Raw genomic sequence first — 12,486 nt, forward strand, 5'->3', positions numbered from 1 at the left:
CGTGCTGAACAAACTCGATTCAACCGCCAAAATAACGTCCCCGGATGCCATTAAAGATGCCGGTCCGACGCCGATGTGTATGAATGCAGCCCGCGGCCAGCGGGCACAGCCACCGATGGACGCACCGTCAACGGTGCGGTTGCAGGCCGCCGCCAATGTGCCGGAAACATCGGCCCGGCAGTCCGTTGCCAGCGTTTCGCCCCCGTCTTCCCGTGAGTCTGACTCACTGCCCATCAACCCAATCACACTCAGCATCAAGATAATGACAGGTATTTTGACGCTTTCCGCCGGACATCGGCTATTGACCCATCCGGGGGATTTCCTTAAAGATCCCGGCGGCACGTTGTGGGGGGTAATGAATCTGGCGCAGCGTGCGACGCCGGATAACTTACGGGCAGGCAACCATTCCGTTCTCGAACACTACGGCAAATATATCCCTGACAATAGCCCCTGTTTTGGCGCCAGGGCGGAGATATCGCACAATCTTCCGTCTATCGTTCAGGGCCGCTGGACCTATAAGACATCGCTGGTTGAGTTGGGCGCCAACATCCAGCTTTTAAATCACCCATCCGACGTGGCGAAGCATGAATTCGTCCATTGCTATACCCACCCGGATTTTAAAACGCGCAACGAAAAGCACCCCTTCTGGAGAGCGATGAACGAAGGGCTTACCACCCACCTGACGGAAAAGATGCCGAGCGCGGCCAGGTTCTGGAATTTTGGTAAAGACGCATACCACCGTTTCAAACTGCCTTCGGGGGATTCATGGCCTCAGGCGGCGCAGCGTGTGGAAAGTAAAGTGGGTGAAGACACGCTGCTGCGTGCGTTTTTCGGCGGCGACAGCAGCGCCATCAGTAAGGTATCGACCGCCGCCGCTCAGGTTTATCCCCAGGTCGCCTCGCAGCGTACGGAGTCTCAGATTTGGCTGGCCGGGCAGTTGCGTGGTTCTCAACAGTTGGCGGAATGTTACGCCGGGGCGTTGCTCGCAGCCGATCAGCCTCTGCCGGATAGTTGGACCCGCAATATGCTGCCGGTGTTCAGTTTTTCGGATATCAAGCCGGAACAGGCAAAACTGATGCAAGAACAGGCGCAGGCCAGTCGGCAACGTATGGGCGAGGTGTTCGACGCCGCTTTTTTCTCTGCCGACACCAAAACACAGCAACAGTCACTGGGCGCCTTGCGCGAAGATCTGCTGATGTACTGGAAACCGGTGCTGTAGACCCTCGGCGCGCGTTCATTTCTTTTCCCCTTAATTTTCTATTTCTAAAATTTCTTCCGTATCGCCGAGGGTAATGTTGCGATCTGCCGAGCGGATAGTCGACTGGCGATGAGCAATGATGCCCCGCGCGTAATAGCGAATCGCAATCCCGCGTCAGACCGGCCACTGGCTGAGTTTGATACCGCGTTCTTCCGCGTTTTCCCGGAAATCTTCCAGCACCGTGCGCACATCGGGATCGATATAGTCCGCGTTGTCGTGCTCAACTATCACGACGCTGTTAGCCGGAATTTTGTTCAGCAGACCTTGTAGACGCGGGTTATGCACAAATGTCAGATTTTGCTGGAAGCTCAGCACAAAATGGTCGCTGTAGCGCGTCAGTTGCATCGCGTTGCGGTGGCTTTTATAGATGCTAAATGCCAACTGAGTGGCGATCCCGATCCCAATACCCGCCAGCATGCCGAAGACGATAATGCCGAAGACGGTGGCGGCAAAAGGAACAAACTGTTGCAGACCCTGACGCCACAGCAGCAGGAATTGCCGGGGAGAGGCCAGTTTATAGCCGGTATAGAGCAGGACCGCCGCGAGGCTGGCGAGTGGGATGACATTCAATAAGTCCGCCATAAACAGGCCGCATAGAAGAAGCAGAGCGCCGTGGAGCAGGATAGAAAATTTGGTGCGCGCGCCGGCGTTCACGTTGACCGAACTGCGAACAATCACCGCGGTAATCGGTAAGCCGCCGAGGAAGCCGCTGAGCAGGTTACCGATGCCTTGTGCACGCATCTCTTTATTCGGTGACGGGGCGGGGTGTTGCGGCCGGATTTTCTTGAGCGCTTCCTGACTGAGTAAGGTTTCCAGACTGGCAACCAGCGCGAGCGTGACGGCGACGACATAGACCGCCGGGTTTTTCCACGCCTGCCAGTCGGGACGTACCATTTCTCCCATCATCAGTTCCATGCTGCTAAATTCCGGCAGGGTGATGCGCGGCAGGTTGTTGACCATGTCGGCGGACAGACGGTCACCATAGACCGTAAATAATCCGCCAAACAGCACGGCGACCAGCGGACCGGGCAGCCAACTGATCGCACTGATTTTCTGCACCGGCTTCGTGGTCCAAAGCCACAGAATCGCTAACCCAACCAGACACACCGTCAGCGCACCGGCTGAGAATCTGGACTCGGATGAGCCGAAGAGTGATTTCAGGTCATCTTCGCCATCGGAGCCAAAGGCCAGCGGTATTTGCTGAATAATCAAAAGAATACCGATGGCGGAAAGCATCCCTTTGATCACCGTACCGGGGATTAGGGTAATAAAACGCCCGGCGCGCAGCGCGCCTAGAATGCATTGCAGTACCCCCGCAAGCATTATCGCCAGCAGCAATGCCGAAAACGATCCCAGGCTGGTGATGGCGCCGGAAACGATAGTAACCAGACCCGCGGCGGGGCCGCTAACCGCATAACGTGACGGGCTGAACAAGGTAACGACGATACCGCCGATTACGCCGGTCAGTAAGCCGACAAAAGGGGGAAGACCGCTGGCCTGCGCAATGCCGAGGCTCAGCGGCAGGGCGACGAGGAAGACTACCAGCCCTGCGGGGATATCATGCCGAAGTGTGCTCAGGTTCATGGGTGTTCCTCCTGTTCCTGTGCGTGACGGTGAATGAGTTCTTTCAGGTGGCCGGTGTGCAGGTCGTATACGCAGCCGAAAACGTCAAGCTCGACGTCATTTCTCCAGGCTTTCTGCACGGGCGCACTGGCGATCAGATGAGCGAACTGCGCCAGCACGTTTGCTTCGACCAGTTGGTTCTGGCGTGTGTTTTCATCGGCGCCGCTGGCCTGCGACGCGGCAATATGCGGCGAAAGCGCCTGACGAAGCGCGGCGATACGGCGGGAAAGCGCCGAATCTTCATTGACAAGCCCCATCTCGGGGAGGCTTACGGCCGCCTGTACGCCGCCGCATCCGTAGTGACCGCATAGGACGATACGGGAGACTTGCAGGTATTCGAGGGCGTATTGCAGAACGCTCATGAAGTTATCGTCGTCAGTCAGCACCATATTAGCGATATTACGGTGGACAAAGAGTTCACCGGGGTTGGAACCAGTCAACACTTCGGCAGGTACGCGGCTATCTGAGCAGCCGATCCACAGAGAATGCGGCTGCTGTCCTTGTGCGTGTTTTCTGAAATAGTGCGGGTGGCGTTGGCGACGCAGAGTGGCCCAACTGCGGTTTTTAGCTAACAGGGGTTTTAAAGTCGTCAAATCAAAACTCTCTCTTTAGAAAACACAGTGGTCTTTTCCTCTCAATTTCGATTTCCAATTTAAGAGGGTATGGGAACTATTCATTTTAGCCTTCACTTAATTAGGTTCAGCGCAATTAAATTTAGTTCTGGTCTTTTCTAAAAAATGGCGTGTATTAGGATAATTCTTATTATTTATGGTATTTGCTATGAAACGTTTAATCTTTTTTTTGATTTAAAATCAATGTCATGCATGTTTTCTTATTCATGATCAGAAAAACTATGCCAATGGGTTCTATAAGCCTTTGGTTATTTAATGTTGCACTTATATTGTGTTTATCGACCGTTTCATTGTCTGACAGCACTTCTTCCAATAATACATTGCTTGCTATTCATTCAGTTAAATTAGTTAATTAAATAGACGCATGTACCGTTATTCTTTTTTAACACAGCGGGTAAGGCGTTGTTCTCTTTCGGCGGATCGAGAAAGGCAGCAGATCGCTCAGGCTGTCCAATAACGCTATCCTCAGCAAAAAACCGGTGTGAGCTATCACCCTGATCCCGTGCGGCTTTCGCCTGCAAACCCGGCTTCCTAAACGTGATCTCAACGCGCCAAACCTGGCTGTCGCAGCAGGAACGAGGGCGAGTGCATCACTATTTTCTGTTTTCTCTGCGCCAGGTCATGGCTTTATAAACGATAATTATTATCACTTCTGATTTTTTTGCTAAAATAACCACCGGTTTCAGGTCGTTTTTTCTTCATGCTTACGATTTTAAGTAAATGGAAAATTACTATGTTCATGTTAAAGATGATGTCCGCATTACCAGATATAGCGCAGGGCCGGAAAAAAAACTGCCGTTTCCTTCTCTCTCTGCTGTTGTGCCTTTCCCCATTATTAATCAGCCCGGCGATAGCGCAGGCGCCAGCGTCGCTGACCTTCGCCAATTTCCGTGATACCCGCGATCTCAACCCGCATATCTATTCTGGCGAGATCTGGGCGCAGAACATGCTGTATGAATCGCTGGTGAAAGTGACGCCGCAAGGCATTGAGCCCTGGTTGGCTGAAAAATGGGAAACCTCCGCCGATGGCAAGGTATACACCTTTACATTGCGCGACGGCGTGAAGTTCAGTGACGGCGTGCCGTTTAACGCTCAGGCGGCGAAACAGAATATCGATGCGGTGCTGGCTAACCGTGAACGCCACGGCTGGCTGGAAATGGTGCGCGTCATTGATAAGGTCGAAGCGCTGAATGAACGACAACTGCGCTTTACGCTGAAAGAGCCTTACTATCCTTTCCTGATTGAACTGGCGGTGACCCGGCCGATGCGTTTTATTTCACCGGCGGCGATGAAAGACGGCGGAACGAAACAGGGCGTAACGGCCTATATCGGCACCGGCCCTTACGTGATGAGCGAGCATAAAACCGATGAATATGCGGTGTTCACCTTAAATCCCCATTACTGGGGCGAGAAACCGCGGCTGGAACGCGTGGTGATGAAAGTGATACCGGACAATCAGACGCGTTTGCTGGCGCTACAAAAAGGCGAAATCGAGTTGATCTACGGTAAAAACATGATCGATGCCGATGCGTTTGCCCGTCTGGGTCAGGATAAAAAATTCGCCGCGCAACTCTCTGAGCCGGTTTCAACCCGGATGCTGTTAATCAATACGCAGTCGGAAAACCTGAAGGATGTGCGCGTGCGTCAGGCGTTGCAGCATGCGGTCAATAAAATCGATATTGCGGAAGGGATTTTCAACGGCAGCGAGATACCGGCGGATACGTTGCTGGCAAAGAACGTGCCCTACAGCAATATTGACCTGAAACCCTATGCTTATGATGTGGCGCAGGCGGGAAAGCTGCTGGATGCGGCGGGCTGGGAGCGGAAAAGCGGTGAAATGTGGCGTCAGAAAGATGGCAAACCGCTCTCCATTGACATTTACTACGACAGCAATACCGCTTCGCAGAAGGTGATCGCCGAATATCTGCAAAATGAACTGGCCGGGCTGGGGGTTGAACTCAAACTGAACGGCGAGGAGGAGCAGGCTTACCGTGACCGCCAGAAAGCCGGCAAATTCGATATTGTGTTTAACATCTCCTGGGGCACCCCTTACGATCCGCAGTCATTCCTGTCTGGCATGAAATTGCCGGTTTACGGCGACTATGCCGCCCAGCAAGGCCTGGCGCAGAAAAAGCGGATTGATGACAGCATCGCACGGGCGCTGATCACCACGGATGAAAAAGAGCGGCAGGAATTGTACCGCTATGTCCTAACGACGCTGCATCAAGAGGCGGTTTATATTCCGCTGACCTATGAGCGTAATCGGGCGATTTATGTGGGGAGTCTGAAAGGTGTGGGCTTTAATCCGTCGCAGTTTGAGATCCCGTTTGATCGCATGTATCGCGAGTAATGCTGCCGCTGATCAGATAATTGGCGCGCCTGTGGCGTTAACGCACTGATGTTAGCCTCCGCTTTTCCTTGCGGGTAAGCCGGAGGCAGTCGCTCAAGCGTGTGTTTTGTTCTCTGTTTCATGCTTTCCGCGTCGCGGATGGAGCTGCGTAATTACAGGTAGTGATGTGAAAAAATATATTTGCCGCCGTCTGTTGCTGACGTTGCCGATCCTGTTTGGGATCTCGTTTCTGTCGTTTTTGTTATTAAACCTGGTGCCTGCCGATCCGGCGGAGGTGGCGTTACGGGTAAATGAAATTATTCCGACGCCGGAATCCATCGCCGAGATGCGTCAGCAACTGGGGCTGGATCGTCCCTTTCTGCTCCGCTATGTCTATTGGTTGTTCGATGCCGTGCGCCTGAACTTTGGTTACTCGTACGTCAACAACCGGCTGGTGCTCGATGAAATCGCCCGCTGTCTGCCTGCGACGCTGGCGCTGGCCGGGACCGCGCTGCTGCTGATCCTGTGTATCAGTATCCCGCTGGGGGTGCTGAGCGCGGTGTATAAAAACAGTCTGTTTGACCGTCTGGTTCGTACGCTGGTCTTTTTGGGGACCGCCATGCCCAGCTACTGGCTGGGGCTGCTGCTGATCTGGTGGTTCGCGCTGGCGTGGGATTGGCTGCCGACCAGCGGCAGCGGCACCTTCGCCCACCTCATTTTGCCTGCCGTGACGCTGGCGATGGTCTATATCTCTATCTATATCCGTTTGATACGTAACAACATGTTGGAAAATATGCAGCAGTATTACGTCTATTACGCCCGTGCCCGCGGCCTATCGGAAAAAAGCATAATTCTGCGCCACGTACTGAAAAACTCGCTGCACAGCAGCATTACCGCGTTGGGCATGAGTATTCCGCAACTGTTGGCCGGCACGGTGATTATCGAAAACATTTTTGCCTGGCCGGGCGTGGGACGGCTGTGTATTTCGGCGATTTTCAGCCGCGATTACCCGGTGATTCAGGCGTATATCCTGATGATGGCGGTGCTGTTCGTGATGTGCAATCTGCTGGTGGATATCCTTCAGCGCTGGATGGACCCTGCGTTAAGGCAAGAGGGATAATATGAGTTTTTCACACAAGCTGCTGCGCGATAAGGTCGCACTGCTCTGTCTGCTGTTGATTGCCAGCGTTGTGGCTATCGGTATCTTCGCCCCGTGGCTGGCGCCTAACGATCCAAACAAAATCAATATTGCCCGTAAATTTGCCGATTTCAGCGCGCGTTTCCCGCTGGGGTCGGATCATCTGGGGCGCTGTGTGTTATCGCGCCTGATGTTCGGCGTTCAGACCACGCTGTTTCTGGCGTTGCTTACGATGACGATCACTATCGCGATTGGCTGCCTGTTTGGTTTTCTCTCCGGCTATTTTCGCGGCCGGCTGGATGAAATCATGATGCGCTGTTGTGACGTCATGTTGTCCTTCCCCAGCCAGATTATGATTCTGGCGATTGTCGGTATCCTCGGCGTGGGCATCATGAATGTGATACTGGCGAATATCCTGGTGAAGTGGGCGTGGTATACCCGCATGATCCGCGGCATTGTGATCAAACACAGTCAAAAAAACTACATTCTGTTTTCACGGGCCAGCGGTACGCCGCTGTGGTTTATTCTGCGGCGTCATTTGCTGCCGAATACGCTGTCCGAGATTGTGGTGCTGGCCACGCTGGATACCGGCTGGGTCATTCTGAATATTTCTGCGTTGTCGTTCCTCGGTCTTGGCGTTCAGGCGCCGACAGCCGAGTGGGGGACGATGTTAAGCGAGGCGCAGAAAGTCATGATGAGCCACCCGACGCAAATGCTGGCCCCCGGACTGGCTATTTTGCTGGTGGTGGCCGCCTTCAATTTACTGGGTGACTGTCTGCGCGATGCGCTGGACCCACGGGAGTCTCACCAATGAGCGAGTTATTACGCGTTGAGAATTTGCAGGTTGCGCTAAAAGCCGGGGAACGGACGCTGCTGAGCGATATCGCATTTTCGCTGCCTCGTCACGCTTGTCTTGGCGTGGTCGGCGAAAGCGGCAGCGGAAAAAGCCTGACCTGCCGTGCGTTGGTGGGGCTGTTGGGCGGGCAGTTTACCTGTGCGGGGCAAGCCTGGTTGAACGGAACCGATTTGCTGGCGCAGCGGCCGGAGGCGATGCGTCGGCTACGTGGGAAAACCATCGGTATGATACTGCAACATCCGATGAGCGCGTTTGATCCTTTACAACCCGTCGGCAGTCAAATGATGGAGACGTTTGCGGCGCATTTGCCCTTGAACCGGCGTGAGGCGCGCGAGCTGGCGCTGGCGATGATGCAACGCGTGCGGTTGCGTGATGCCGCGGCGCTGTTTGATAAATACCCTGGCCAGATCAGCGGAGGGATGCTGCAACGCATTATGATTGCCATTGCGCTGGCGCTGGAACCGCAATTGCTGATTGCCGATGAGCCGACCACGGCGCTCGATTCGGTTACCCAGCACGATATCATGCGGGAATTCAGCGCCATCCGCGAACGTCTGGGCACCACAATGATTTTTATTTCCCATGATTTCGGGGTGGTGAATCGCATTGCCGACCAGGTGCTGGTGATGCATCAGGGGCGAGCGGTCGAGCAGGGCGAGGTGCGGCAGGTACTGCGCCATCCCCAGCATGAACATACGCGCTATCTGGTGGCGTCCCGTCAGGCGTTACAGCATCGCTATCAGGCGTTAGTGGGCGCCCCGGCGCATGAGCGCGACGATGAATACCGGGAGGTGGCGTATGGCTGTGTTGGTTGACGTCGAACGGGTGAGCCACGGCTACCGTGCGGAGAACGGCGGGAAGTGGTTGCCGGTGCTGCATGATGTTTCGTTTAGCGTGCGCGAGGGCGAGTGTCTGGGCATTATCGGCGAGAGCGGCAGCGGGAAAAGTACGCTGGGGCGCATTCTGTTGGGGCTGGAGGCGCCGAAAAGCGGGCAGGTTCGGCTGGCTGGGCGGCCACTCTATACGCCGCTGCGTTTCTGGCAGAGCAGGCGAAAAAAGCAGACGCGCGTCAGTGCGGTTTTTCAGGATTACACCTCGTCAGCCAACCCCTGTATGAGCGTAGTGCAGATTGTGTCTGAACCGCTGCTGGCGCAGGGGGCAATCCGTCGCGACACGCTGCGCCGGCAGGTGGCGGCGTTGCTGGAGCAGGTCGGACTGACGGAGGATCTGTGCGAACGTTTTCCCCATCAGTTGAGCGGCGGCCAAATGCAGCGCGTCTGTATTGCCAGAGCCATCGCCAGCCAGCCTCAGTTCATCGTGTTGGATGAAGCGGTCAGCGCGCTGGATATGTCTGTTCAGGTACAAGTGCTGGATTTACTGGCGCGGCTGCGTGAACGTCTGGGGTTGACCTACCTGTTTATCAGCCACGATTTGGCCGCCGTCGCCTATCTGTGCCAGCGGGTGATCTTCTTGCAGGCAGGCAGCGTGATTGAACGGGTGGACGAGATGGCTGAACTGGGGCGGGTTAAGCAACCTTACGCCCAGCAGTTGTTACAGTCGGTGATGACGTTTTGAAGCGCGCCCGCGTAATAAGATTATTCATGCATCTTTCTCCGGCTGTGGGGGAGGGCGGATAGATGAAGGTCGGGAAGCAGGGCGGTCTACTCTATAATTGTTTAACACTGCGGAGAGACTTTTCGCTATTATTCCCGGCTATTTCACCTGAGTCTAATGAGTTATGGAACGTTTTATTGAAAATATGATGTATACGTCGCGCTGGTTGCTGGCGCCCATTTATATGGGGTTGTCGCTGGGGCTGCTTGCGCTGCTGATCAAGTTTTTCCAGGAGGTGTACCACGTCCTGCCCAATATTTTTGCCCTTGCCGAATCCGATTTGATTTTGACATTGTTGTCGCTGATCGATATGACGCTGGTGGGCGGCCTGCTCGTCATGGTGATGCTTTCTGGCTATGAGAATTTTGTTTCGGCATTGGATATCTCCAGCGACAGGGAAAAACTGAACTGGCTTGGCAAGATGGACTCGGGATCGCTGAAGAACAAAGTTGCCGCATCGATTGTCGCCATCTCTTCTATCCATCTGCTGCGTGTTTTTATGGATGCGCGTAATATCCCGGATAACAAGCTGATGTGGTATGTGATAATCCACCTGACATTTGTGCTGTCTGCTTTTGTTATGGGTTATCTGGATAGCGTGTCACGCCATGAGAAGGTTAAACCGTAACGTTCGCGCCATGACTCTGACGTTCTCCACGGCGGATTTAAGCCAGCGGCGGAGCCGGAAGTTCCGCTGCGTGGACTATGCTTAGTTCAGTATAGTGGTGTGAACGCCTTGAAAGGAGAAAACTATGTCGCAAACCGATCGCTACAATCGGCGCATCGTGCTGGCGCAACGTCCGCATGGTGTTCCTACGCAAGATAATTTTCGCCTGGAACAGCAGGCCATTCCCAAGATTGAAGCGGGTGAAGTGCTGCTGCGCTCAGTCTTTCTTTCCCTTGATCCTTATATGCGCGGCCGTATGAGCGATGCCCCTTCTTATGCCAAACCGGTAGCGCTGGGGGAGGTGATGGTTGGCGCGACCGTCAGCCGAGTCGTGCAGTCAAAACACCCGGATTATCAGGTCGGTGACTGGGTTCTGGGCTATGGTGGCTGGCAGGATTACGCTGTCTCCGACGGCAAGGAATTAAGAAGTCTGGGACAGTCCCCGTCCAATCCCTCCCATGCGCTAGGGATTCTGGGGATGCCGGGGTTTACTGCCTATATGGGATTGATGGATATCGGTCAGCCTAAAGTGGGTGAAACGCTGGTCGTGGCGTCCGCCACGGGGCCGGTGGGGGCGACGGTCGGGCAGATCGCTAAGCTGAAGGGATGTTATGCCGTGGGTGTCGCCGGCGGCGCGGAGAAATGCCGCTACGCGGTTGAGGTGTTGGGATTTGATCTCTGTCTCGATCATCATGCGGCGGATTTTGCCGATCAGTTGCAAAGAGCCTGCCCGAAAGGGATTGATATCTATTTTGAAAACGTCGGTGGGAAAGTGTTTGATGCGGTATTGCCGTTGTTGAATACATCCGCGCGTATTCCGGTCTGCGGGTTAATCTCCGGTTACAACGCGACCGGCTTGCCTGACGGCCCGGATCGTCTGCCGTTACTGACCGCGATCATTTTGCAAAAACGCATCCGGATGCAGGGGTTCATTATTTTTGATGACTACGGCCATCGTTTTGACGAATTCAGGCAAGCCGTCTCCCCATGGGTGGCGGAAGGGAAGATTAAATACCGGGAACACCTTGTCGAAGGCCTGGAAAATGCGCCAGCGGCGTTTATCGGCCAACTGCAAGGACGCAACTTCGGCAAATTAGTGGTACGGGTAGGAGAGGATTCGTAGCCCGCCGGACTCGCCGCGCCAGCGGCGAGTTTAAAGGCGAAGGTTCTGGATTTGTCCGGTTGAAAAAAAGGATCCCGACGGATAACAAGGCATTACTGAGGAAGAAAAAATCACTGGTATTGGATTTGAAAATGTCGAGTCAGAGAAATATTTAACATCTATAAAATCTGATTGAAACTCGCTATAAGAAAATAACAACAGCAGTGATTACTCTGAAATTGTTTTTGCTTACTATCCGCCAAACAGATTTTTCGCGTTAACACTTCCGCAAATATAGCCACTTACAACCCCATTATTGTTATCAATATCTGGAGAGAACCAGAGGCCTTCGAACCTAGCGCTATCTGGGTCTTTTAATCCAGAAGAAATTTCCTTTTTCGTTTAACTGATAGCATCATCTTGAGATGGATTACACCCGACTAATAAAAATGGAATAGCCACAACTACATAGATACCTGGCATTTTCATATCGGTTTACCTTCAGCACTGTTAATGGAGCGCGTATTCATGGCATTGATCACCGTGAGTCCATATGCCGTAATCGTGTAAGGTTTTGTGAATACATTAATCATGCTGTGAAGGTGCCGCTGCGGATCTTTCAACGGTTCATTTTCTGGAAGTTTCTTCGAGTTGTAATGAACAACGCCAGCCAAACCGAAAGTTAACTGTTCGAGCGTTACGTGCTATGACACCCCGCCAATAGTGACAATATCGGAGCCAGTTTCTTGCTTCAGGTGGCGCAAGTCGGCTTTAGCCACTTCTTCCGCCAGTGCGTTTACACCATCCATTATTTATTTCCTATCATTGATAATTAGCCTGCGTTATGACCCGTTTTTTGTCTGGATCTGAGCATGAAACGGTTATGGCACCATCATTTGTCCATAGTTTGACCATGTACAGGAGGCCGGTATCAACAACAACCCTTGCAGGATAGTTGGCAGCAACTTGACTGTACATTGAAAGAGCACCTGATTTGCATTGTTCAAACGACATCGTTTCTGCACTTTTTGTTATTGCCGCCTCCTGTTCTGGATATGTCCCAGATGAAGCCATGTCGTTTAACTGCTCTTTGGTGTAAGTGGTGGCAGCGTCGGACACACCAGAAACCAGAAACAACGCCGCAAAAATTATCTTCTTCATGTCTATCTCCACAAAGTTACAGGTGGAAACATCCTACCGCCAGTTTACGGGGTGATCATTATCGGCGGGCGCGATTTTGCGTTTTCCATAGTGAACACGGCGCATC

11 protein-coding genes are annotated in these 12,486 nt (G+C 53.4%); 8 read left to right on the forward strand and 3 right to left on the reverse strand.

The window, feature by feature from the left end:
• Nucleotide 1 precedes the first annotated feature (1 nt).
• Complete coding sequence (locus EH207_RS01620; RefSeq protein ID WP_217496112.1) at nt 2-1,219, forward strand: type III effector; 1,218 nt, start codon at nt 2-4, stop codon at nt 1,217-1,219.
• A gap of 153 nt (nt 1,220-1,372) precedes the next feature.
• Here the strand turns inward: EH207_RS01620 and EH207_RS01625 are convergent, their stop codons facing one another.
• Both EH207_RS01625 and EH207_RS01630 read right to left on the reverse strand, forming a co-directional pair.
• The gene (locus EH207_RS01625; protein ID WP_137712454.1) at nt 1,373-2,842 is read right to left on the reverse strand and encodes a SulP family inorganic anion transporter; all 1,470 of its coding nucleotides are present in this window, start codon (nt 2,840-2,842) and stop codon (nt 1,373-1,375) included.
• Nucleotides 2,839-3,474 (reverse strand): carbonic anhydrase, encoded by a 636-nt coding sequence (locus EH207_RS01630; RefSeq protein WP_137712455.1) that lies wholly within the window; start codon nt 3,472-3,474, stop codon nt 2,839-2,841. Before EH207_RS01630 ends, EH207_RS01625 begins: the two co-directional genes overlap by 4 nt.
• A gap of 772 nt (nt 3,475-4,246) precedes the next feature.
• Here EH207_RS01630 and nikA point away from each other — a divergent pair.
• From nikA to EH207_RS01665, 7 genes are all read left to right on the forward strand, one after another.
• On the forward strand, nt 4,247-5,863 hold the full coding sequence (gene nikA, locus EH207_RS01635) for a nickel ABC transporter substrate-binding protein (protein ID WP_246048921.1): 1,617 nt from the start codon (nt 4,247-4,249) through the stop codon (nt 5,861-5,863).
• 166 nt (nt 5,864-6,029) lie between these two features.
• On the forward strand, nt 6,030-6,962 hold the full coding sequence (gene opp1B / locus EH207_RS01640) for a nickel/cobalt ABC transporter permease (RefSeq protein ID WP_137712456.1): 933 nt from the start codon (nt 6,030-6,032) through the stop codon (nt 6,960-6,962).
• A gap of 1 nt (nt 6,963) precedes the next feature.
• Complete coding sequence (opp1C, locus tag EH207_RS01645) at nt 6,964-7,794, forward strand: nickel/cobalt ABC transporter permease (protein WP_137712457.1); 831 nt, start codon at nt 6,964-6,966, stop codon at nt 7,792-7,794.
• A complete protein-coding gene (locus EH207_RS01650) occupies nt 7,791-8,651 on the forward strand; it encodes an ABC transporter ATP-binding protein (protein ID WP_137712458.1) in 861 nt (286 codons plus the stop codon). The genes opp1C and EH207_RS01650 overlap by 4 nt, the downstream gene beginning before the upstream one ends.
• A complete protein-coding gene (locus tag EH207_RS01655; RefSeq protein WP_137712459.1) occupies nt 8,635-9,411 on the forward strand; it encodes an ABC transporter ATP-binding protein in 777 nt (258 codons plus the stop codon). The genes EH207_RS01650 and EH207_RS01655 overlap by 17 nt, the downstream gene beginning before the upstream one ends.
• Nucleotides 9,412-9,574: 163 nt before the next feature.
• Nucleotides 9,575-10,078 carry a TIGR00645 family protein gene (locus tag EH207_RS01660; RefSeq protein ID WP_137712460.1) on the forward strand — a complete coding sequence of 168 codons (504 nt, stop codon included), beginning with the start codon at nt 9,575-9,577 and terminating at the stop codon, nt 10,076-10,078.
• A gap of 124 nt (nt 10,079-10,202) precedes the next feature.
• Nucleotides 10,203-11,240, forward strand: a complete 1,038-nt coding sequence (locus EH207_RS01665) for an NADP-dependent oxidoreductase (protein ID WP_137712461.1) — start codon at nt 10,203-10,205, stop codon at nt 11,238-11,240.
• A gap of 801 nt (nt 11,241-12,041) precedes the next feature.
• Here the strand turns inward: EH207_RS01665 and EH207_RS01675 are convergent.
• Nucleotides 12,042-12,380: a hypothetical protein gene (locus EH207_RS01675; RefSeq protein ID WP_137712462.1), complete on the reverse strand. Its 339-nt coding sequence runs from the start codon at nt 12,378-12,380 to the stop codon at nt 12,042-12,044.
• Between the last annotated feature and the right edge of the window lie 106 nt (nt 12,381-12,486).

It is taken from the genome of Brenneria rubrifaciens, assembly GCF_005484945.1.
In the GTDB taxonomy this organism is placed as follows: Bacteria; Pseudomonadota; Gammaproteobacteria; order Enterobacterales; family Enterobacteriaceae; genus Brenneria; species Brenneria rubrifaciens.

Coding starts and splice junctions, on each gene's coding strand:
- EH207_RS01625 (WP_137712454.1), bottom strand. CDS start 2,842: ATGAACCTGAGCACACTTCGGCATGATATCCCCGCAGGGCTGGTAGTC.
- nikA (WP_246048921.1), top strand. CDS start 4,247: ATGTTCATGTTAAAGATGATGTCCGCATTACCAGATATAGCGCAGGGC.
- opp1C (WP_137712457.1), top strand. CDS start 6,964: ATGAGTTTTTCACACAAGCTGCTGCGCGATAAGGTCGCACTGCTCTGT.
- EH207_RS01650 (WP_137712458.1), top strand. CDS start 7,791: ATGAGCGAGTTATTACGCGTTGAGAATTTGCAGGTTGCGCTAAAAGCC.
- EH207_RS01655 (WP_137712459.1), top strand. CDS start 8,635: ATGGCTGTGTTGGTTGACGTCGAACGGGTGAGCCACGGCTACCGTGCG.
- EH207_RS01660 (WP_137712460.1), top strand. CDS start 9,575: ATGGAACGTTTTATTGAAAATATGATGTATACGTCGCGCTGGTTGCTG.
- EH207_RS01665 (WP_137712461.1), top strand. CDS start 10,203: ATGTCGCAAACCGATCGCTACAATCGGCGCATCGTGCTGGCGCAACGT.
- EH207_RS01675 (WP_137712462.1), bottom strand. CDS start 12,380: ATGAAGAAGATAATTTTTGCGGCGTTGTTTCTGGTTTCTGGTGTGTCC.